This is a genomic window from Qipengyuania sp. L-5Y (assembly GCF_056859455.1).
Genome location: NZ_JBSXOM010000031.1, coordinates 130,554 through 151,658 on the forward strand (window position 1 = coordinate 130,554; position 21,105 = coordinate 151,658).

Genomic DNA, 21,105 nt, shown 5'->3' on the forward strand with positions numbered 1-21,105 from the left:
TTTTGGGTTTCAAACTGAGCGCGGACGACTTGGCTGCGTTTCTTGCTCGCTTGCCCGCCAATCGTTGGACCCGGCTTCTCGAAAGGGGCGTCGATGCACTCAGTCGGGAGATTGGCGCCAGTCGCATGGCGGTGCCAGATTTGGTCGAATGGATTGCGGAGTGGTCCTATGAAACACGGGGTGAGCAGCAGGGGCTGCTTTTGTTGACGGCGCACCGAGCGAAGGGGCTTGAATTCGACGATGTTGTGATCCTCGATGGCGACTGGCAAAGTAAATCTAGGAATGAAGATCGTGATGCGCCCCGGAGGCTGTTTTATGTGGCGATGACACGGGCAAGGCGCAGCCTCTCAATCGTGACACAAGGCGCACACCCTTTCGTAGCTGGTGAGACCGACGCGATACTTGAGAGAACGGTCCAGTCCGATCCGGCCCAAGGTCCGCTCGATGAAAGAAGTTACCAGCCGCCGGACATGGCTTTGGTGGATCTTTCATTTGCCGGTCGATTGAAGTCTTACAATCCTTCCCTTGCGGCCATTGCGCAATGCCAGGTGGGTGATCGGGTGAGTTTGGAAAGAGGCGAGAAGGCCTGGATGATCAAGGACGCAGCTGGCCAAATCATTGGCAGAATGAGCCGATCCTTCGCGCCTCCGGCCAGGTATGAAATAGCCCACGGCGAGGTCGGAGCCGTCGTTCGCTGGCGTCGTTCGGACAATGCTGAAGAGTATCGGGAAGCTATCGTGCGAGACGAGTGGGAGACCGTTCTGCCCGACATTACCTATGTTCGCTCAGGTGCCGTAAGGTGAATACGTTCGGTTGGCGGATGTGGCGTTTAGAAAGTCAGCTACTTCGGCTTGTCGAAGCACCCGTTGGCCAGCTAAAATCTTATCATGAAGACTAAATCACTCCTCCCGTGGGGCGGCGCACTCGCCTTTTGGTCGTTTTTCCTCATTGTCTCGCTCGATAGGGTGCTGTGGAAGTTGGGGTGATCGCGCCGTTATGCTGAGCATTCTTCTAACGACTGTCTTGGTGGTCCCAGCCGGTGAAACCTTTGCCTGTACGCCTACACATGTCTGGGATGGTGACGGCCCCGTTTGGTGTGCTGAAGGTCCTCGCGTCAGACTTTCCGGGATCGCTGCTCGTGAGATCGATGGCACCTGCCGTTCCAACCAGCCTTGTCCTTCTGCGTCTGCCGAGGAAGCGCGCGACACGCTCGTTGCTCTGGTTGGCGAGCCTTATGGGCGAGGGCCGAACGGCCATGTCCTTGTCCGGGGACCAACTATGACCTGTGTTTCGGTCGGCAATGGAGGCGGCGATCGCACCGCCGCTTGGTGCATGTCGCCGCGTGGCGGCGATCTATCCTGCGCTATGGTAGCAAGTGGCACAGCCTTGCGCTGGGACCGCTACTGGGCTGGCCATCGCTGTTCGTGATCTCTGACTGGGAAATCTGGGCCTGCGCAGAGCATGGTGAGGATGCGCTGATCATCGCGGCCATGCGTGCCGACAAGCAGATGTCGGAGGGCGACATGCAGGGCGCGCGCACAATTCAGATGATTGTGAAAAGGATCAACCAGTTGCTCCAGCTCCCATCCGGCTTGCTCCATTAGAGCTGCCCACCAGGAATTCATGCGGGTGACTATTTTTGTCACCCCTTGCGCGCATAGTTTGGGTCTCGGGCCGAGTCGGTTCGGGAAGAGAGACAGCATAGGCATGAAGGAGGCGTCAGATGGCAAAGGGTGGCAGTTATCGCAGCGCAAAGACGGGGCGCTACGTTTCGGAAGCTCAATGCAAGTCGAACCCGCGAACGACGGTGCGCGAGGCAGCTGGCAGGAGCGGGAGCTCCGGCCCGCATTACCGCAGCACAATCAGTGGCCGCTACGTGACGACTAAGCACGGCAAGGCAAGCCCGCACACAACCGTACGCGAGGATTGAAGCAACGATGCGCATACTTCACACCAGCGACTGGCACCTGGGGCGACAGTTCCACGGACTGCCGCTTGACGAGGACCACGATGTCATTCTCGACCAGATCGCTAAGGCCATCGAGCAGAAGAAGCCCGATGTCCTCATTATCGCTGGTGACATATTCGATCGCGTCAGCCCGCCGCAAAGCGCACTGACGCGGTTCGGCGACTTCATCAAGCGCGTCACCCAGGACAATGATTTGGCGGTGGTCGCAATCGCCGGAAATCACGATTCAGCGGCACAGATCGGCATGCTTGGCGTCCTGCCGACCGGTGGAAGGGCCCTCGTGCGAGGTCCGGTCGATGCTGAAGAGCGTCCCCTTATCATCGAGGACGAGCATGGGCCTGTTGCGATCTCCGCTCTACCCTTCTGCTACGAGTTCGCGGCCCGCGCCTGCTTCGAGGATGAGGCCATCGCCTGCCCTGCTGATGTCCTGCGGGCGCAGGTGGAAAGCGCCCGCCGCCACCTCCCCGATGGTGCCAGGTGGGTTATTGTTGCGCATGCCTTTGTCGAGGGAGCCTCAGCGAGTGAAGGTGAACGTCCGTTGTCGCGCACCGTGGGCGGCATCGAGACCGTTCCTTCATCAGCCTTCGATGGCGCGCATTATGTGGCGCTGGGCCACCTTCATCGACCTCAGAAGGTGGGGGCGACCCATATCCGCTATTCGGGCGCGCCGCTTGCCTTTGGCCTTGATGAGGAAGGAGATGGAAAATCGATGACGCTGATCGACCTTGCAGCCGATGGCTCGGTCACAATCGACCTCCTGCCGCTCAATCCCTCGCGCACGGTGAGGACCGTGCGAGGCAAACTGTTGGAGCTGATCGAGACACCTGAAATTTGTCACGACTTCACCGGTGTCGTGCTCACGGACGAGACGCCGCAGATCGATCCGATGAAGCGGATCCGGGAGAAATTCCCGAATGCGGTCAAGCTGACCTACGATCGGAACAGTGAGCGGGAGCAGCAGGAGCGGAGCGAAAGCGAGCCGGTGCTGACCGACCCCAAGTCGATCATTGCCGATTTTCTTCAGTTTGTGCGCGATGAGGCACCCGGGGATGCCGAACAGCATTTGATCGACCAATTCCTGGTTGATGCGGACCATGAGGAGAGCGCAGCGTGAGGCCGATCAAGCTGAAAATGGATGCGTTCGGGCCCTACGCCGGAACACAGACGATTGATTTCCGCGACGCGACCGATGCCGGTCTGTTTGGCATCTACGGGCCCACGGGATCGGGCAAATCCTCGATATTCAGTGCTATGACCTTCGCGCTGTTTGGAGAGGCAGCCAAGAAGGAGCAGCCGACAGCCACGCTGCGCTCGGCGCATGCATCGGCAGAGATGCCAACTGAGGTCGCTTTCGTCTTCGAGCTTGGTGACAAACGCTATCTGGTGCGCCGCCAGCCGGAACAATCCCGGCCCAAGATGCGGGGTGAAGGCGAGACCAGCCAGGCACATGCAGCATGGCTCTTCGATGTGACCGGTATTGAGGTCGACATGATCAACCTTGATGGTTGCGGGGTAATCCTTGCCGAGAAGAAGGTCGGACAGGTCGCCGACCAGGTCAGCGCGCTCCTTGGCTATGGAGCCGACCAGTTTCGGCAGATCGTCCTGCTCCCGCAGGGCCGATTTGAGAAGTTTCTGACCTCCGACAGCAGCGAACGGCTGAAGATCCTTCGCGAACTGTTCGATGTCAGCCTGTATCGATCGATCACCGATCGCCTCAAGGAAGAGGCCAGCGCTGCGAAGCGCGAGGTGCGGGATGGCTACAGCGTCCATGCACGCCGGTTGGTGGCGGAGGGCTTTAACAGTTCCGACGAGCTCGACGAAGGGATTGAGGCGGCGCAGGCCAGGAGCCGAGAGGCGGCGTGCGAAAGCGCGGAAAAGGAGAAGGCGGCTGCAAGTGCCGACCAGGCGTACGCCGCTGCCCAAGCCATTGACGCGCGGTTTGTCGAAGCGAATCGCGCGAAGGAACAGCTGACGGTTCTTGAGGGCCGGGAGGCCGAGATTGCCGAAATACGTCTTCGCAGAGACAACGCGCGGAAGGCTCAGCGTGCCGCAGACAAGGCGCAGGCAATAGCTGAGGCCAGTGATCGGCTGAACGAAGCCGTGCAAGATGAGGTAGGCGTTTCTTCGGCAGCGGCTGAAGCAGCCGACAGATTGAAACAAGCCGAGGCTGCGCTGCTAGCCGAGCGAAATCGATCGGGAGAAATTGACAGTCTGCAGCGGCAGAAGGCCGAGCTTGACCGGTACGAGAAAGCCTTGGCCGATGCGTCGGACCTGCGGGACAAAATGGAAGAGGCGGTTGCTGAAAAGGTCGCGGCTGAGCAGGCGCGTGATACAGCCTCACTTGAAGTAGACCGGTTGACCACTCTCCATAAGGAAAGCGAGGCAACCCTCGGTCAAGCAAGGCAGAGCGAATTGAGGCGTTTAGCGCTTCGAAGTGAGCGGGTTACGCTCGATGCCGGTCTGCGGCATGCGAAAGCATACCAAAAAGCCGCGGACGCTTTGAAAACCGCGCAAGCGAGCGCAGGGAATGCCGCCAAGCATTTGGCAACTGCGGAAGACGCGCATACCGCCGCCAGCGAGAGCTATGCCCGTGCCGAGACGGCATATTTCTCGGCGCAGGCGAGCATTCTGGCGCATCGCCTCGTCGATGGAGAACCCTGTCCGGTGTGCGGCGCGGACGAACACCCGCACCCCGCTCTGGGGGAAGGCGACCCCGATGCTCTCGATGAAGAGCTGGCGAGTGCGCGCGAGACGCTTTCGAGCGCCACGGGCGACCTCCAAGAGGCAAGGGTTGCGCACGGCTCTGCGCGGAGCCGGGTAGCCGACAGGGAGAAGGCTCTCTCGGAAATTGAAGTGCCGGAAGCGGACGTCGCATCTCTTGAGCGTGAGCTCGAAGTGATTGATGCCGAACTGAGCGGGCTGGGCGAGGCGGGCGAAATCCAGAAGCTTCAGCTGGCCATGGATGAGGCAAAAGAGCAATTGGAGCTCGCGGCCAAGGCCTTGTCCGAGGCTCAGCAGAAGCTTCAGTCTGCCACAACGGCTGAGGCAGTTGCATGTCGGTCCTATGAGGATCAGATCGCTGGTGTGCCGGAGCAATACCGCGATGAGGCCGGCTTGAATGCGGCTCGCGATGTGATGGTCGAAACCATAGCGGAACGACAGCAGGCCTTGGCGGATGCTGAAGCCAATGCCCAGGCAGCGCGTGAGCTTGTCGCCACTGCGAATGCCAACCTGAGGAACGCCGAGAAAACGAAGATCGATGCCGAGAAGCGGTGCAAAGTCGCCCGGGATGAGTTTGCGACCAGGCTCGCTGAGCTAGGACTGTCACCGGAACAATACGCGCAATTTGCTGCGCACATCCCTGAAATCGACGATCTGACAGCAACCGTCGAGGACTTCGAAACCTCGCTGCGCGAGGCGACGGGCGCTGCAAAGCAGGCAGCGGATGCGATCGCCGGAATTGAGCGCCCTGATCTCGCATCAGCCGAAGGTTCGCGCGATGCAGCGCGTACGGCAGCGAACGAGGCCGTGGATTTCGCAGCCACTATGAGGGCGAATCTCGAGAAGTTGGAGAGCCTCAAGAATGTGCTCGCGGAAGAGTTGGCACGTCTCCGCCGCTTGGAAGAGGAGACGGGTCCGCTTCGCGCGCTCGCTGACGCCTTCTCAGGGCAGAATGAAATGAACACAACGCTGGAGAGCTTTGCCATTGGCGCAATGTTCGACCAAGTGCTCGAGGCTGCCAATCTGCGTCTCGAGCCGATGACATCAGGCCGCTATCGTCTCGAGCGCGATGTGGAATCGGCAGGCGGTCGTTCGAAACGCGGGCTCGATATTCGCGTACATGACATTGAGACGGGTCGAGCTCGCGATTTGACGACACTTTCTGGTGGTGAGACCTTTATTGCCGCTTTGTCGCTTGCCCTTGGGCTTTCCGACATCGTCGAAGCAAGCCACGGGGCCATTCGCCTCGACACCATCTTTATTGATGAGGGGTTCGGCAGTCTCGATACGGAGAACGATACCGGCACTTTGGACCGCGTCCTACAGGTTCTCCAGGACATTGTCGGCGCCAGCCGCGCCGTGGGTCTGATCTCGCATGTGCCACTGGTTCAGCAGGCCGTGCCAACAGGCTTCACGATCCTCAAGGGCGTTGGTGGCAGCAGAATTGAAAGGAGAGCTGCTTGATGTCAGCGGATTTGGTTAGGCAAGTTGCCCGCAGTTGGGATGGCTCGAAATGCCTCGACACGCTAATGAACGCAGCGCCAGTTTGCCTTGCAGATGTCCCGGCCGGACCTGGGATCTATGCGCTTTATGATCATTCAGGACGACCGCGATACATAGGGATCACTGCAAAGTGCCTGAACGACCGCATCTTCAGACGGCATGCCGCCGGGGATGGGAACAGCCACAAGTTCTCGACGGTCTACAATGCTGGGCGCATGTTCCATAGTCGCAAGGATACAGGGACCTGCCCCGCCGATGGACCAATATCGAAGGAGCTCCGTCGTCTTTTTATCCGTAGTCACTGCGCCGCAGTGGCAATTCCATTGCGTGGATATGGGAAGACCCAGCTCCTAGCGCTGGAGGCCGAGGTTTGCGAACTGGCCCCCGATGACATGACGCGTTGGAACAACGCCCGCGCTCTCGAGGCTGAAGAGCCTACAGAGCTTCTTGACAGTTTTCTACTGACCCTTGGATGGCCGGCGACGAAGCTTGCTGCCGTAGAGAGGCAAGCAAATCGTTGGAAAACGCGTTGAAGTTGATTGGCCTGATCTCGCATGGGCCGTTGTTGCAGCATGCGGTCCCAACCGGCTGCACAATCCTGAAGGCTGTGGGGGGGGGCTTAATCGAGAAACGAGCAGCCTCGGTAAATTTGCTTTTTTCAAAGAGCTTCGAAATCCCCTTGCCGTCCCAAACGTAGAAAAGATTTCGCTCTTGGCGGCAGTTTGAGAGTAGCCGTGGCCGAAAAACGGCAACGCATTCGCCCCGATTATCTCGAACACTTTGATAGATGATCCCGTCGGAGTTAGCGGCACGCAGCTGCGATGCCAGTGCCTGCGCGGCTGAATATTCATTGGGAAGGTAGAGCAGGGAATTCTTCGATCGTCGTCTCACCCATCCGCGATCATGCTTTTATTTGGAGCAGACGCTTCTCAAGAGTGAGGTCAGCCACACATTCCGTCAGATCGCGGGTCTCGCGGCGCAAATCCTTCACCCCATCCGTGGTGGCGGCACGGGCGATGTCACCCGCAAGGCGACGCATACCAGCCTCCATGAACTCTTTCGACCGGGTGTAGTACAGGCTGGGCAATACCTTCCTTGCGGCAAAGCTGGGCAATGGAGTCGTCTCCACTTAAGACTTCAAGCATGATCCTAGGCTTGTCTTCAGCAGAGAAGTGTCGGCGGGTCTTGCGGCGGATGTCCTCTACCACCTTCTAGGCAAGGGATTTTGCATCCGAGGATTTGGGCATAGTCTTCGTTCCTTCGTTACTGCGACGAAGCCCGAACCTTCCCTAATTTACAACCTCAAACCTGCGCCATAGGCGCTGATGGGTAACATTGAAGATTACTTTAGATGAAGCGCCCAGGCTGAACCTTATGTATGACCGCGCCTCTGAACGAGCGCGACGGCTTATTGAGACCATCCGGTTGTTGTAAGGGAACCAATTTTATCGCGCACTCTATCGATGTAACAAATTCGATTGTCATGCGCTGCGGTAAAGAGGTTGGTCGAGCGCACAGCCCATCCTACAAGGACTCATGGAACTCGATAAAACACTCGACACGCTCGGCAATCTGTTAGAATCCATCATTGAGGCGAGGGTGGCTGAAGGCGTTGCGACTCCGAAGGACTTTGAACGTGTCCTGGGGGCTCTCAAGGTCATGCTTTGGTCACTGACAAGATCGCCGGACGAGATTGATACTGTCGACCGCCCGGTAGCCGAATTGTCCGTGTTGCTCGCCGATGCCCGCGTGGAAGCACCGCAATGTTACATACACAGCACGGACAGCCAGGAGATCGTCCAGAATCTCGCCAGTCGCGGTTATCTGGAGGCGCCAAGCGAGATGCAGGGGTGGAAAGATCCCATGCACCGTGACACGGCCAAGATCATTTTGGCACTCGCTGCTCCCGTCATCGGAGTGATGTGCAAGCATCGCTAAGACGATGGTGTCGCCGCGGTGGCTAGAACCTTGTGTTGGGCGCCCTGACAGCCGTGCCGCTCGCAAGCCTCGGCGGGAGCGACCGCAGCGCGACGGACCGAGCACCCCCTGCGCTTAATCAAGGTAAATTTCTTAAGAACAAAAGAAGGTGGCTCTTCGCCAGTGATGGGCCGGATCCAGGGCGTTTGTCCTGAGGCGATGTTCCTAAAGAGCAAGTAATCCCAGAGTACGTAATGTCTGCATCGCCTCAAAGCCTTGCTTAGCGCGATAAGCTGCGCCGCTCTCCTGTTGATCGGTTTCATGCCGGTGCGATAAATTTTGGTCGCATGATTAACACATCCTTTGCCCTCGCCGGATAACACAGAGCTAGAAGACAGGGTGCTAAATTCATGAGTGAAATCAGCGGTATCACAATTCAGGCGGCTTTGGATTCAAGTCACGCGCCGGCGGTGTGCCAAGCGCTCGTGGGCTGTGAATTCGTGCCGGATGGTAGCGAGAAGGCGTTCGAGATCACCGGGACGGACGCGAACCAGCGGGACAATTTGCTGGTAGATGCCAACGGTATCAAGCGCGCTGTGAGTGTCGCGCGAGGGAGTGTTGATGCCAGCGAGGACCTGCTGCAGGTTCTTGCATCGGCTGATCGCCCGGTTCCTGGAGACGCTGATCTGCTTGCAACCCGGGGCATCTCGGGGATCGGCACCCGCGCTGGTGCAGCGCTCCTCGCGAATGCTTTTCGTTCGATGCGCGTCCCTGACGCAAAAGATCGCAAGGAGATTATCAGGCGGGTGCGTGATCTACCGTCGGATGAGGGGCGGCGCGCGCTTTTCGTTCACTGGGTCGGACTGATGCCTGACGACGTACCGCTCGATCCGGTGCTGGCTATCGAATGCGCGAAATGCTTGCGCGATCTTGATGACCCGGCGGTCGCTGTCGACGTGATTGATCGGGCCCTGAGATGGAATATGGACGCGATCTACCGGACCATATTGCACACGCAGCGAGCCGCTTGCCTCATGGACATGCTGTATGCCCAAGTGGATGATAACAGCAATCTGGAACAGGAAATTCAGCGCAGCATCGAGCATATCGAACCTATGCGGACGTCCAATGATAACGCGCACAAGGTCCTCGCGCGCTTCGAGAGGATGAAACGCCAGACGGGTGACTAGGCGTCGGAACCTCGTCGCCGGAGAGGTTTCTGAACAAACGCGAACTTGGTTCTGACTTCGCCCGACACCGGTGGCCTCTGTCCCCTATTGTCACTATTGTCACTATTGTCACTATTGTCCCGCGTTTCGCCATGAGGGCCCGGGCAATAGTAAAGGGTTATGCATCTTCAGCTAGGCAAACTGCTTCTGCATGGGAAAGTACCGATCGGGAGACGCGAAAGGTGATTGCGAAAAGTCAAGTTCCGTGGATCCGCTCGCTGGAGGCGCTGAAGCTTTTATCGAGCGTTCCTGCTTCCCGGATCGAGGATCCCCAAGCGCGACTATTGATTGGTTTCCAGGCCGATCTGGTCCGCGTACAAGCTCGCACGGCCCACTTTCATTGTGCCTCAGGCGAAAAGATTCGTTACAACTGGCCAGTGCCTAAATGGGTATGGCGGCTCAGGACGGGGCGGCTGCTTCTTGGTGAAGACCGCTTCTTCGCGGTCATTGACGAGTTCGCTCCGCCTGTCGAAGCGCGCACGGAGCCCTTTGTGGAACTCTGGAAGGTCGAGCTCTTCGAGCTGAAGATTCACGAAGCCGAAATGGTGCGGCACCTGCAACTCGAGCCGATTGCGGCAAACGATGCCATCAGCCCCCGCGCTCCTGGGCGCATCGATAACAAAGTGGGCATCTCGGACCAGTGTGCCAACTGGCTCAAGGAGGCCTTCGCCCAAGATCCTGAAAGGCGAAAAAAGAAACGCGATTTCCGCGATGATGCACTCCTCCATTTCCAGGACAAGCTTAACCCATTCGGCTTCGATCAAGCTTGGCGTAAGGCCATTGCAGATGATCCGGTGCGCGCAAAACGGGGGCGCCGCCCCTTGCAATGATTGAAGAAAACGAAAACCCGAAGTTGCTATTTCCATAGCCGTTTCATTGTTGTTTTATTGCGATTTTCTGACCTCTACCTGGTCTTCTGCCGCGCCAATGGCGGCAGAAAGGACCAACGATGAAAACGAGTAGAGGCACATCTAGCGACCACGATGCGCACCGCCGTGACAAAAGTGACAATGGTGACGAAAGAGGTTTCGCGGCCGAAGCCGATAACGCTAATCCCAACCAGGTTTTCGCTCAGAAGACCTGGTTGCGCAGCACCCCCATCGCCGGAACGCCGGCGGAACGCTACCTTCGCAGTCGTGGTCTCGACCCCGATATCTGCGGCCTTAACCTGCGTTTCGCACGCCTGAAGGCTGAAGGGGCATTCCACCCCTGCATGGTGGCGCGCGTCCAAGGAGCAGATGGTTCGCTTCAGGCCGTCATGCGGACCTTCCTCGCCCCTACCGGGAACACAAAGGCTGAAATCGCGCATCCGCGTATGGCGCTTGGCCCCGCCTTGCCGGCGGCGCGGTGCGCCTGCGTGAGGCACAAGATCAGCTCATCCTGTGCGAGGGCATCGAAGATGGCCTCGCTCTCACGATGGCGCTCGGCGAACCGGTATGGGCAGTGCTGGGTGCAGCGAACTTTCGCCATGTCGTCCTGCCGGATTTCGTGCGCCACATCATCATCGCGAAGGATAATGATGCAGTGGGTGAGCGGGCCGCGCAGGCAGCCGCCACAACGTTCGCGTACCAGGGGTTCGACGTTTCGTTCATAGCGCCGCCGGCGCCATGCAAAGACTTCAATGAAGCACTCCAGTCGCCCGGCTCGCCCGTTCACGAAGACCGCTCGCAAGGAGAGTTGGCATGACGGTGTCGACCATTCAGCAGGCCTACGACGACCGCGACCATTTCGAATGGCCGGAGCCGGATCTTGCCTACCTCCAGGCCGGCGACTCAAACACGCCCGTCATGCCGAGCGCCCTTTTCGGATCGCTCTTCCCGGTCGTTCAAGCTCTGGCTGATGACTGCTCGGCATCCGTCGACTACGTCGCCCACGCTCTTATCGCTTCAGCGGCAAGTCTGCTGTCAGGGCGTCTGCGGGTACGCCCCCTGTCGAAGTCGCGGTGGCTGCTGTCGCCAGTCGTGTGGATCGGGCTGGTTGGCGACCCGAGCTCGCGCAAGACCCCCGCGTTGGAAGCCGCGGTCAGAGCTCTCTATCGCCTCCAGGGCGATCTCGACCGGGCGACGGCCGAGGAGCGAAAGAAGCACGCAGACGCAAAGCTTTATAGCGAGAGCGCTGCGGAGAAGTACAAGCAGGATGTCAGGACTGCAGCGCGGGAAGGGAACGCGCCCCCAGTGCGTCCCCCCGAGGCCGAGGAACCGCCCACGCCGCGCGAACGCAGGCTCCACACCACCGATACGACGGTCGAGAAACTGTGCGATATCCTGTCCGACAACCCCGAAGGCATCCTGCTCAAACGAGGCGAACTGGCCGGGTGGTATCATGGCATCGATCGGTACCATAACGGCTCCAAGCAGTTCTGGATCGAGGGCTACGATGCCAATCCCTATACGGTCGATAGGCGCAATCGTGAAGAAACGCTCAAGATCGAGGCGGTGTGCATCTCGCTTCTGGGTACCATCCAGCCCGATCTGGTGAGCGAAATCCTGCGGGACCCCGAAGATGGTTTCGCTGCTCGCATGGTCTTCATCTGGCCGGAACGGCGTCCCTTCAAGGCACCGGACACGCTCGTCGACGATGACCGTCTCTACGAGATCTACGTCTGGCTCGATACGGTCGAATTCGACAGCGGCCCGAAGGGAGAAAAGATCCCCCGCGAGATTCCGCTGTCACCGGCTGCTTCGGTGCGCTTCGAAGAATGGTACGCCAATCTCGACAAGCGGAGCCGCGGGGTCACGGGCCATTATGGCTACTTCCTCGGCAAGGCTGCCGGGACCGTAGCACGCGTCGCCCTGGTCAGCGAGTACCTCAAGGCTGCGGCCTCCCAAAGCGCCTGGAAGCCGCCCGAGGTCAGTCTCGATACGATCGAGGCGGCAATCGAATGGATGGAAGATTATGCATTGCCCATGGCGCTCAAGGTATACGGCTGCGATAGCCAGGAGCCGGCCGAGCGCGATGCACGCCTGCTGCTCGCCTTTCTCCAGAGGCACGCGACGCTCTTCTTCAACAAGCGCGAGCTGATGCGCGAGCACAAGAGCGAGCTGTCCACGATGCGCAAGGGACGCGAGTTCGATGCTGCCATTTCCAGGCTCGAGGAGGCTGGGTGGGTGCACAAGATGGAGTCGAACGGATCCGGCCGACCGCGCGGCGATTACCACGTTCACCCTAGGCTCCACCGGCACGCCGATTGACTGGTCAGGGCCGACTTCGGGGCCGAAGCCGGCCCACAGGGGGCGCAGGTTTCAGCCTAGAAACACCATGAAAGCAACGGTGCATCCTACCAAGCCGCTTGCAAAACAGCCCGCGATTAACAGAGCTGCATATCGCGACGAGAAGGCTGCTGCAGTTTCCTGGTCAGGAGCCGGAATATACCCCAGAAACGGGTGATAGCCGACCTTGGCGCGCGCAAGATCGCGCGCTTCGTTCAGCGCCTCGCGTGCTGCATTCACATCACCTCGCAGCTCGCTCAGATCGCGCTGCAGTCGTTGGTAGGTCTCGCTTATCAACGCGGTCTTCTGGCGATTTTCCTCCATTGCCTTTGCGAAGTTGCGCAGCACTCTAAAAGGGCTCGCCTTGTGCTCAATGAGGACAAGAAAGAGCATCCGGACCGTGATGGCCGCGAGCAGGGTTACAGCATCATCCCGGTCGAACTTTTCGCTGACGCCGAGCATTACTTCTTGCTCGAGCATCGTGATGTCCTTGTTGAACAGGCTCCTCCAGAGCTCTTCCAGGTAGGTCATCTACCGGGCCAGGATCGCTTTGAGGAAGGTTTCGAGATTGTGCCTTGTCTCCTGCAACGTCCAGCTGCCGGTGCATTTCTTGAGCGCATCGTGCAGGTCGGCGCTATCGGTCCACAATGCCCCGGTGATCGAACGATCGAGCCACGGGACATAAAGGCCCTCCTGCTTGTCTGCCGCCAACCCGCGAGCGGCGGGCTGGCAGATGAAGGTTTGCGCAATCTTCCTTGCGATCGCGTTCCTTTCGTAACGGGGCTGCAGTTCGTGCCGTGCGCAGATATAGAAGATGGTGGGCGCGAACCCCGCGTCCAAATCGCTCATCTTCGCCGCGAGACTGAGCGTCTCGGTGTAAAGCGCCGGCTCGAACTCGAGGATGGCCGCACGTTCGGGATGTGCCAGCCGAAAATCCATGGCATGCTCGATCCTGCCTTCATCGTGCGACGAGAAATGGGCATAACGGCCTTCAACACGGTTACTCAGGGCAGGGCAGCGATTGCCGCCGATCTCGATGATCAGCGCCTCCTGGCGCATCAGGAATTCGAGGATAAGGGCAAGCGTACTGGTGCCTGTTCCGCCGTAGCGCTTGGCAAGAATGATCGTGCTTGCAAGCGTGCGGCCGGACCCTTCGTCGATAGCCAAGACCGGGGCGTTCGCTTCCCATTTCTCGTCGAGCTTCTCGCGCAGCACTCGCGCCGCAGGATCGCTCTTCACAATCTCGCTAGTCATCTTCCCAGACCTCTTCTTCGTTGCCGAAGAGAGGCACGGCCCCCTTCGGGTTACCTTGTGCGCAATCCTGTCTGTCGGCACTTTCGGTAGCCTCATCCGCGGTGCCCGGTGCATCTTGGGACGCGGCGCAAGGCGGCTCTTGCGCTACCGCTGTCCCGGGCGGCGCTCCTTCGATCTCGTCGCTGGCGCCGAGATCGCTCCGGTCGGCGTCCCCGCCTTTCTCTACGTCATCCGAAGCGGGCGTGACCTCTGCACGGTCACCACCTGTCAGCCCATCACGGCCCTCTTGGGGGTCGGATGCGTCTTCTGCTTCTGCGATCAGAGCGTAGAAATCGACCTCTTCACCTTCGTCCTCATTCTCATCCTCATCCTCATCGGAGCCTGGCTCATCGGGCGAAGGCGAGACGTGCGGGTGTCGGACGACATCTTCGCTGGACGTCGTGTCGCAGGGTGGCGAGCTGGTCAGCAGCCGAGCCGAAGACGCGGCGGCCTCCACCGCCGCGATGCAATCCGGGCCGATCGTATCGTCATGGTCGCCGGCAACATTGACGGTCAGATAGGCCTGCGATTCGATCTCGTCATACCCCTCGTCGCCTTGCACCACGGGGTAACCGAACTGATCGATCTTGAAGGCTTTTCCCTCCAGTACCGCGCCGCGAAGGAGGCGCAGGCGAGTTAATTCGACATCTTTCGAAGAACGATTCTCAGCCACGCTTTCGAAATGCCGGAACGTGTAGCTGGAGCGCATTGCAGCGTGGAGAAGCGCGTAGAAACCATCTTCGCTGTTCAACCTGTTGCCGAAAATTTCGGCAATATTGCTCAGCTTCTCGGTAACGGTCTCCACCCACTCGCTGGCCGGTTTGACATGCGCGTTTGCATTGTCGACCACGCGCCGCATCACATCGATTTCCACCCATGTTGGCAGCTCAGGGTGAGACGCGACCGATTGTACGCGCAGAAAGTTCAGCAGCACTTGCAGCTTGAGAAGATCGCCTTCCGTTTCCAACCCCAGAAACCGTCCGACTTGCTCTGCATCCTTGTCCCGGACGAGGTTGTGCGCATCGGCATAGGCCTGCGCCAACCCGTCGGAAAGCGAGCCCAACGAACGCATCAGACGGGCCGCTCCCAGCGCCACGCCGGTGCTGACCGCAAGGCCTTCCGGCAGGAATTCGCGTGCTGCCCGCAGCGCCTCGGTCGCCTCTTCATTGCCGCGCAGCTGAGCGACGTCTAGCAGCCTCGCCTCGTCCTCGGTCAGCCCCGTGCGGTAGGCGTCGAACACTCCGGCCCTGTGGATCGCGACCCAGGGGTTTGCGGGGTCTTCGTACTGCGGATCATCGTACGCGGATTGGATGAGCTGGGCGATCACGTCGGCTTCGCTGGCCCTGCCGCGGGAAATTGCGCTGGGGGTCACGCCCCTTTCGATCATGGCATGGACGAAGGGTGCGGCAATGCGCGCGATGCTGTCCTGGGCATGCTCCTCGCGGCTCCTGGGCACCAGCTTGATGCCATCGTCCCTGTCATCGAGCAACTCGTACTCAATCTTCCATTGATGGTAGACGACCTTGTGGGCAAGCGCCGTTGCGGTGGATTTTTCGTACCTTGCCTTAGCCTTGCGAAGCTGCTTGCCGACTTCCTGTTTTGCGCGCTTGTAGGGCCGCATGTCGAGCAATCCACTGCGCAGATACTGCCTTGCATCGTGCGCCGCGCGCGTCAGATTCTCATGCCCGTCGCGCTCCTCCAACCGATCCAGCGCCTCGTTGAAAGCGTCGAGTTTCTGTTTGGCTTGCGGGAAGTCCTGGGCACACTGTTTCAGCGCGTCGGCGAGCAGTTCGTCTAGTGGTGAGGTCTCCATCTACCAGCTTGTAGGATGAGATTCTCGCTAGCCCAAACGGGTCGGAAAGTTTTTTCGATCGCGTTTGCAATGGTCTTTTCCCGGCTTTCCTAACGCCACTCCGGTTCGTAGCTTCTGAATTATCTGTTCGGATCGGGGGCCCATCCCCGATCCGTACGAAAAAGTTGTTTTTTGTCTGAACGCTAAGAGACCAATTTCACCCGAAACTGTCGGAAACGCGCAATTCCGCCATTCCGAACGAACGACCGAACTTCCGGCGTTCTCGTTTTATTATGCGCAATACCGCAAAAAGGTATGCACCTAATGGCGCGAACCTTTTTGCTACGCCTGTTCGGACCCACAGGGTCCTGCCAGGGATAGCTCGACCCTGTCTCGCACGTCGGTCTGGCAAACCTCCTTGGGTGCGACCGCCAGCGGTCTGGGGCGGCGTCACAACGCCTTGGAAGGAAGCGCGGACCCTGCGCTGACAGCTGCGGGCCGCCAAAGAAGACGTCATCTTGGCCTGCCGGTTGAAGCCGGCAGGGCGAAAGGAAAAGGGATGCGGAAAGCGCGTCCCGCGCCTCGCCGGTTTCGACGAAACCGGAGAATAGGAATGATCAACACCGACCACCTGGCACCAGACGCCGAAGCGCTGGCGGCTGAGCTTCAAAGTAGCGACGATTATCGCGTGCTGCGGCGCGTCCCAAAACCCTATCCATCGATGCCGCACATGGGGCCTATGCCCGAAGGCCGATGCATTGCCATTGTCGACACGGAAACGAGCGGCCTCTCGGCAGAGAATGACGTCATCATCGAGCTCGCCATCATGCTCTGCTTCGTCGACGATGGTGGCGAGCTCATAGGCCACCTCGGACCGTTCAGCTGGCTGCAGGATCCGGGCAGTGAACTCGACCCCAGGATCAGCCTCATCACAGGGCTCGGCGCGCAGCATCTGAAGGGCCAGAAGATCAACGATACTTTCGCGCGCGGTCTGCTCGATCGCGCTGACCTGATCGTCGCTCATAATTCGCGCTTCGACTCCAAGTTCATAGAGCGCCGTTATCCCGATCTGGCGGGCAAAGCCTGGGCCTGCTCGTGCAGCGAAATCGATTGGCTGAAATTGGGCTTCGACGGCCGCTCGCAATCCGCGCTTCTCGCGCATGCCGGATGGTTTTCGGACGCGCATCGCGCGGCCGCAGATGTCTGGGCGCTGTTCTGGCTGCTACGCCACCGCCAACGCGATTCCGGCGGAGGTCCGGTCCGCACGCACCTAGCGCGCCTCATCGACGCTGCCGACACGCCCTCGGTCATCGTGCAGGCCGAACGCGCGCCGTACTCAAAGAAAGAGATGCTGAAAGCGCGGGGCTATCGATGGAATCCCGACGGCCCGTTCTGGCAGATCGAACTGCCGCCGCAGAAGGTCGAGCACGAACAAGCATGGGGCTATCGCAACGGTCTTCCAACGATGACCACGCGCACCGTGACGGCGCACGAGCGGCATCGCTGAACGCGGCCGTTTCTTCATTCACAATTCAACGCAAATGCACCGGTGCACTTCTCGGTTGTCACCGGTGCGCCACAAGGAAATACATCATGACCAATATCGTACCGCTGGGCGGCGAACTCGAGCGCCTGTCTCGCAAGCTCGAGCACGAAGCGCAGATGTTCTTAGCGCGCAAGCGTGACGGCCGTTTTGAAACAGCGCGCCGCTGGCTGATCTTCGATCTGGAATTCCTTTTCGATCGCTCGCGTCACAAAGGTTACACGAAATCCGAAGGAAAGGACGCCGAGCTGTCGATCCGTTGGCCGTTCCACCAGGTCGCGGCAGTATGCTGGATGACGCTGGAGTTCGTCGCCGATGGAGCTGTTCCGGCGATCGCAGGACCGTTCGTCCTGACTGCCGAGAATGCGGACGAGCGTGACATGGTCACGGCGTTGTTCGACGCGCTCGAGCAGGATCCCGGTGCGGTCGCGACTACGTGGGGAGGGGAGGCTCGCGACCTTGCCGTCCTGCGCCGTGCAGCGGCGACCCATGGGCTGGTGTTGCCCCACCAGCTGATCGACGGATCTCCGCACGCGAGGGAGCGGCTCGATCTGTGCCGGGCTAGCTGCGTTCAGGCATCCAGTGTGCATCTACCCGAGCTGGCGGCCGCGGTCGGTGTTCCATCCAAGCCGACACCATCGGAAGACATCGGCAAGCATTGCGAAGCGGGCAATTGGGCAACGGTGCGTGACCAGGTGCTCGCTGATGTCCTCACCACGGCCGTTCTGACAGTCCGGCACCTGGCCGCGCACCGCCAGATCGAATGCCATCAGCCCGATACGCTGGTGGCTATCGCGGACGCCGCAGGCGCGGCCCTGCCGAACAGCGAATTCATCCGTCGGTCCTTTGCACCCTGGGCACGAGGTAAGAAGGCCGAAAGCGGCCTACGCGGTACTGTCTACCGAGCCGCCGCGTAACCGATTGAGTACTCGTCAGAACCATGACGGCAAAAAGCGATCTGAAAGAGTGGAGGAAAAGATGACTTAGGAAATGCCAACAGGAGACCGGCACGGGCCTCGAAACACAGCATCGTGCCGCGAAGATCTGCCGCTAGCAGATCGTACCCGAGCCGCTCGTCCACCGAGGATGCGCGGCATTTTTTATGTCTGAAGGAAACTCAAAATGCCGAAGAAGAAAGCTACCGCCGGCCGTGCCGTCGCGACCGCAAAAAACACCAACCTCGCTCGCCTGCCCGAGCGCATCGCCATCGGCGATCATGAGGTGAGGCCCGAACAACTCTACATTATCAAGAAGCGCCAGCCGCGAGGGTCCGGGCCGTGGAACGATGAAAAGTTCGACAAGGTTGCCTGGAACGACGCTGAGACAGGTCTCGACTGCATTCTGCTGCGCCAGGCATCGGGTGTCTGGGGCGGGTTCGTCGCGGTTCCTCCTGATCATCCGCTTTACGGCTACCGCGAGGATGCCGTCCCGGCGGCAATCGGCCTCACGCCGCATGGGGGAATCGATTACGCCGAAGCCTGCTCGCGGTACGAGGACGAGGCTGTGCGCGTGTGCCACGTCCATAGCAGGCCAAATGCTCCACAAGCTGAGGATCAGACAGGGGACAACGCGTGGTGGTTCGGCTTCGCTGCGGACAGGCCGGGCGATCTGGTGCCATCGGATTCCAAGCCGATCCTCGCGCGCGAAGAGGGCGAGACCTACCGCGGCATCGACTACATGTACTCGGAAACCGTGCAGCTCGCCCGGCAGCTGAAAGCGATCGACGACAGCAGCATCGCCAAGGCCGACCCCGTTCTGGCACCGCCGCCGCCGCGGCTAGGCAAGCCGGGAGGGCGCTGATCATGGACCAGCACGACATCCCCTATGAAAAGCGCCGCAACCCGAACCTGCCCTATGGCTATTGGTGTATCGCGGATCCGGACGGCTACCCGCACCTCATCGATGAGCTTGGGCGGCGCTGGCCGTCGCTGCGCGAGTATATCTGGTGCGGTCGCCTTGGCATGGCGCGCGGTTCCAACTTCCAGTTCACCGCCATGACCGAGTTCCTGCTCGCCGTGCTCGCTGCGATCGATCGACGCATCGTTTATATCGAGGAGCGCGTCAGCGATCTGTTCGCTGGAGCCTGGGATGGCGAGCGCCATTACGCGTCGTGGCTCGAAGGACACAAGCTCGCCGAAGGCTTGACCGGCGATCTCACTCCGGAGGGAAGAGCCATCCTCGTTGCGCTGGCCAGCACGCGCGGTGCCGAGGCAGCCCCGATCCCGATCGGACTACCAACGATTGCTCCGTGGCGTGGGCTCGATGGCGGCGATATTTGGGAAGAGCGCGAGCGGGCTTTCAAGGTCAACGCGGCGTTCGCCGAAAATCTGCCGGGCCGGTTCGTCCGTGAACAGATCGCAAGGGAATGGGGGATCAAGCTCATCGGTGCGCCCGAAGGTGCGAATATCCCGCTCGGCCGCGTGCTCTGGACCATGACTTTTCCCGACCAGTACGCGCGCGATCGCCTGTTCGCCTGGCTGGTTCACCGGATCGACCGGTGGGAAGCGTGGACGGCGCTTGCGAGCAAGAACGGAGCGCAGGCGTTCACCGAACACATCCTGCGGCTGCGGTTCGCCGACGAGGCAATCGACCTAGACTGACCGCAAGCCTTTTAATCTTCATCCAATCAGCAGCGGGCGGTTCTCGAAAGGAACCGCCCGCTGCGCTTATCCTAGGATATTTTGAGATGCGATATCGAAATTATTCGCGCTTCCCCGAACGCATGGTCGCGCTTTCCATCTTTCCCCCGCCGCTGGCTCTCGACCGGCAAGCGCCATACGGTTTTGGAGCATTTATCGTCACACGTCGCTGGCGTGACGAAGTGGAGTTCGCGTCATATGCCCACGGCTACGGCGCAGGCTACGATCCTGAACGCATGCGCGGGCACATCGAAGCGCTCTTCACGCCGGAGACAAAGGCGTTGATCCACATTCCCGCATCATCGGTTTCACGGCGTCATAAACTGGCACCACTGCCTTATTCTTCCTCTTACTCGAAGTACGTTCCCCGGTGCGGGCTCAAGCGAAACATCCACGCGGTAATCCCGCACGATCAACTGGTTCACGCAGCCCGGATCGGCGGAATTTCGATCCATGGACCGAACCCGACAGCAATTCAGCGTATCGGCCGCCTCCATACCGAGGCGCAAGCCACGTGGTTGTTCTGGGTGATCGCAGCCTGCCCGCCACGCATCCGCAGAAGCGTTTTGGCAGGCTATGTGGCTTGGACAAAGCTGCAAAAAGCGAAAGGGTGTGGTTCGACTGTTTGACGGAAAGAGGCGCGGTGATCCGCGCCCCTTTTTTATATCCACACTCGTCCCAGACTTTACTCTGAAATCGCTCCCGTGTCGCCTCCCTCCCCGAAGGGGAATCCTGCACTGGGGGCGTAGTACCGACGGTTCTGTAATAACCCTATGCAATAAAAGGATTTAGTAAGGAATTAGGGGCATCAGAATCCCGATGCGGAAATCCGATATGACCCCCTTCATTAAACGTATGCGGAAAGGGACATGCCTGCGCCCAGAAAGCGCCCGCGCAATCCTTCATGCAGAGCGGTATGCCTATGCCGCACGAAGGCCGCTCAATATTTTCATTACCATGAAATTCCCTAAGGTCAGCAGGTCCGGCGAAAAACCTTATGACGTTTTCCGCAAAAAGTTCTGGGAGAATACAAGGCGACGTTGGAACACGATGGTGAAGGAAAAAAGGAAGTTTTCGCCATTCGACGCAATTGCGGTATTCGAAAACCCGCCAACAGCGAACAATTCAGGGCGAAGGCATCATGGCCCGCTCCATGTACACTGGATGCTTCGTTGGCCTTTCAGGAAGTGCGGCCGCCTAATGTATTTCTTACGGCGACAATTCCATTGGGAATTTGGTGTTGCACCTCCGAGTTCCGTTCGAATGCAACGGGTTCGATACGGTCCCAGA

General features: G+C 59.5%; 19 protein-coding genes and 2 pseudogenes. 16 read left to right on the forward strand and 5 right to left on the reverse strand.

Going from position 1 to position 21,105, the window contains the following annotated elements:
- Positions 1–2 precede the first annotated feature (2 nt).
- The 5 genes from AC13F2_RS11545 to AC13F2_RS11565 all read left to right on the forward strand — a co-directional run bounded on the left by AC13F2_RS11545 (position 3) and on the right by AC13F2_RS11565 (position 6,154).
- Positions 3–803, forward strand: a complete 801-nt coding sequence (locus AC13F2_RS11545; protein WP_230279139.1) for an ATP-binding domain-containing protein — start codon at positions 3–5, stop codon at positions 801–803.
- Between the two features lie 193 nt (positions 804–996).
- Positions 997–1,428, forward strand: a complete 432-nt coding sequence (locus tag AC13F2_RS11550) for a thermonuclease family protein (RefSeq protein ID WP_230279138.1) — start codon at positions 997–999, stop codon at positions 1,426–1,428.
- A complete protein-coding gene (locus tag AC13F2_RS11555) occupies positions 1,326–1,604 on the forward strand; it encodes a hypothetical protein (protein WP_230281957.1) in 279 nt (92 codons plus the stop codon). Before AC13F2_RS11550 ends, AC13F2_RS11555 begins: the two co-directional genes overlap by 103 nt.
- Before the next feature lie 333 nt (positions 1,605–1,937).
- Positions 1,938–3,083 (forward strand): exonuclease SbcCD subunit D, encoded by a 1,146-nt coding sequence (locus tag AC13F2_RS11560; protein ID WP_230279137.1) that lies wholly within the window; start codon positions 1,938–1,940, stop codon positions 3,081–3,083.
- On the forward strand, positions 3,080–6,154 hold the full coding sequence (locus AC13F2_RS11565; protein WP_230279136.1) for an AAA family ATPase: 3,075 nt from the start codon (positions 3,080–3,082) through the stop codon (positions 6,152–6,154). The genes AC13F2_RS11560 and AC13F2_RS11565 overlap by 4 nt, the downstream gene beginning before the upstream one ends.
- Positions 6,155–6,628: 474 nt before the next feature.
- Here the strand turns inward: AC13F2_RS11565 and AC13F2_RS11570 are convergent, their stop codons facing one another.
- Together AC13F2_RS11570 and AC13F2_RS11575 are read right to left on the reverse strand one after the other, a co-directional pair.
- Entirely contained in the window at positions 6,629–7,084 is a 456-nt protein-coding gene (locus AC13F2_RS11570) for an RES family NAD+ phosphorylase (protein WP_482965511.1), read from the reverse strand.
- Positions 7,076–7,401: pseudogene (locus AC13F2_RS11575) on the reverse strand (transposase); the annotation flags it as partial. The gene AC13F2_RS11570 and the pseudogene AC13F2_RS11575, both read right to left, overlap by 9 nt.
- Before the next feature lie 328 nt (positions 7,402–7,729).
- On the opposite strand from AC13F2_RS11575, the gene AC13F2_RS11580 reads away from it, so the two are divergent.
- From AC13F2_RS11580 to AC13F2_RS11605, 6 genes and pseudogenes are all read left to right on the forward strand, one after another.
- Entirely contained in the window at positions 7,730–8,131 is a 402-nt protein-coding gene (locus AC13F2_RS11580; protein WP_230279134.1) for a hypothetical protein, read from the forward strand.
- Positions 8,132–8,520: 389 nt separating this feature from the next.
- A complete protein-coding gene (locus AC13F2_RS11585) occupies positions 8,521–9,300 on the forward strand; it encodes a hypothetical protein (protein WP_230279133.1) in 780 nt (259 codons plus the stop codon).
- Between the two features lie 221 nt (positions 9,301–9,521).
- Positions 9,522–10,169 (forward strand): hypothetical protein, encoded by a 648-nt coding sequence (locus tag AC13F2_RS11590; RefSeq protein WP_230279132.1) that lies wholly within the window; start codon positions 9,522–9,524, stop codon positions 10,167–10,169.
- A gap of 119 nt (positions 10,170–10,288) precedes the next feature.
- Positions 10,289–10,666, forward strand: a pseudogene (locus tag AC13F2_RS11595) (DUF7146 domain-containing protein); the annotation flags it as partial.
- A 20-nt stretch (positions 10,667–10,686) separates the two neighbouring features.
- Complete coding sequence (locus tag AC13F2_RS11600; protein WP_482965290.1) at positions 10,687–11,025, forward strand: toprim domain-containing protein; 339 nt, start codon at positions 10,687–10,689, stop codon at positions 11,023–11,025.
- The gene (locus AC13F2_RS11605) at positions 11,022–12,530 is read left to right on the forward strand and encodes a DUF3987 domain-containing protein (protein WP_482965291.1); all 1,509 of its coding nucleotides are present in this window, start codon (positions 11,022–11,024) and stop codon (positions 12,528–12,530) included. Before AC13F2_RS11600 ends, AC13F2_RS11605 begins: the two co-directional genes overlap by 4 nt.
- 51 nt (positions 12,531–12,581) lie before the next feature.
- Here AC13F2_RS11605 and AC13F2_RS11610 read toward each other — a convergent pair whose 3' ends face one another.
- From AC13F2_RS11610 to AC13F2_RS11620, 3 genes are read right to left on the reverse strand one after another with little or no spacing between them, the layout of a single operon-like run.
- Entirely contained in the window at positions 12,582–13,079 is a 498-nt protein-coding gene (locus tag AC13F2_RS11610) for a hypothetical protein (RefSeq protein WP_482965292.1), read from the reverse strand.
- Positions 13,080–13,802 (reverse strand): hypothetical protein, encoded by a 723-nt coding sequence (locus AC13F2_RS11615; protein WP_482965293.1) that lies wholly within the window; start codon positions 13,800–13,802, stop codon positions 13,080–13,082.
- Positions 13,795–15,654: a hypothetical protein gene (locus tag AC13F2_RS11620; RefSeq protein ID WP_482965294.1), complete on the reverse strand. Its 1,860-nt coding sequence runs from the start codon at positions 15,652–15,654 to the stop codon at positions 13,795–13,797. The genes AC13F2_RS11615 and AC13F2_RS11620 overlap by 8 nt, the downstream gene beginning before the upstream one ends.
- Before the next feature lie 592 nt (positions 15,655–16,246).
- Between AC13F2_RS11620 and AC13F2_RS11625 the strand changes: the two genes are divergently transcribed.
- The 5 genes from AC13F2_RS11625 (at position 16,247) to AC13F2_RS11645 (ending at position 20,444) form a co-directional block, all read left to right on the forward strand.
- Positions 16,247–17,140, forward strand: coding sequence for a 3'-5' exonuclease (locus AC13F2_RS11625; RefSeq protein ID WP_482965295.1), 894 nt, complete (start codon positions 16,247–16,249; stop codon positions 17,138–17,140).
- A gap of 86 nt (positions 17,141–17,226) precedes the next feature.
- Positions 17,227–18,093 carry a hypothetical protein gene (locus AC13F2_RS11630; RefSeq protein WP_482965296.1) on the forward strand — a complete coding sequence of 289 codons (867 nt, stop codon included), beginning with the start codon at positions 17,227–17,229 and terminating at the stop codon, positions 18,091–18,093.
- A 205-nt stretch (positions 18,094–18,298) separates the two neighbouring features.
- Entirely contained in the window at positions 18,299–18,976 is a 678-nt protein-coding gene (locus AC13F2_RS11635; protein ID WP_482965297.1) for a hypothetical protein, read from the forward strand.
- 2 nt (positions 18,977–18,978) lie between these two features.
- Positions 18,979–19,776: a hypothetical protein gene (locus AC13F2_RS11640; RefSeq protein ID WP_482965298.1), complete on the forward strand. Its 798-nt coding sequence runs from the start codon at positions 18,979–18,981 to the stop codon at positions 19,774–19,776.
- A gap of 122 nt (positions 19,777–19,898) precedes the next feature.
- Entirely contained in the window at positions 19,899–20,444 is a 546-nt protein-coding gene (locus tag AC13F2_RS11645; RefSeq protein WP_482965299.1) for a hypothetical protein, read from the forward strand.
- The last annotated feature ends 661 nt before the right edge of the window (positions 20,445–21,105 follow it).

Coding starts and splice junctions, on each gene's coding strand:
- AC13F2_RS11550 (WP_230279138.1), top strand. CDS start 997: ATGCTGAGCATTCTTCTAACGACTGTCTTGGTGGTCCCAGCCGGTGAA.
- AC13F2_RS11560 (WP_230279137.1), top strand. CDS start 1,938: ATGCGCATACTTCACACCAGCGACTGGCACCTGGGGCGACAGTTCCAC.
- AC13F2_RS11580 (WP_230279134.1), top strand. CDS start 7,730: ATGGAACTCGATAAAACACTCGACACGCTCGGCAATCTGTTAGAATCC.
- AC13F2_RS11585 (WP_230279133.1), top strand. CDS start 8,521: ATGAGTGAAATCAGCGGTATCACAATTCAGGCGGCTTTGGATTCAAGT.
- AC13F2_RS11605 (WP_482965291.1), top strand. CDS start 11,022: ATGACGGTGTCGACCATTCAGCAGGCCTACGACGACCGCGACCATTTC.
- AC13F2_RS11610 (WP_482965292.1), bottom strand. CDS start 13,079: ATGACCTACCTGGAAGAGCTCTGGAGGAGCCTGTTCAACAAGGACATC.
- AC13F2_RS11615 (WP_482965293.1), bottom strand. CDS start 13,802: ATGACTAGCGAGATTGTGAAGAGCGATCCTGCGGCGCGAGTGCTGCGC.
- AC13F2_RS11620 (WP_482965294.1), bottom strand. CDS start 15,654: ATGGAGACCTCACCACTAGACGAACTGCTCGCCGACGCGCTGAAACAG.
- AC13F2_RS11625 (WP_482965295.1), top strand. CDS start 16,247: ATGATCAACACCGACCACCTGGCACCAGACGCCGAAGCGCTGGCGGCT.
- AC13F2_RS11630 (WP_482965296.1), top strand. CDS start 17,227: ATGACCAATATCGTACCGCTGGGCGGCGAACTCGAGCGCCTGTCTCGC.
- AC13F2_RS11635 (WP_482965297.1), top strand. CDS start 18,299: ATGCCGAAGAAGAAAGCTACCGCCGGCCGTGCCGTCGCGACCGCAAAA.
- AC13F2_RS11640 (WP_482965298.1), top strand. CDS start 18,979: ATGGACCAGCACGACATCCCCTATGAAAAGCGCCGCAACCCGAACCTG.
- AC13F2_RS11645 (WP_482965299.1), top strand. CDS start 19,899: ATGGTCGCGCTTTCCATCTTTCCCCCGCCGCTGGCTCTCGACCGGCAA.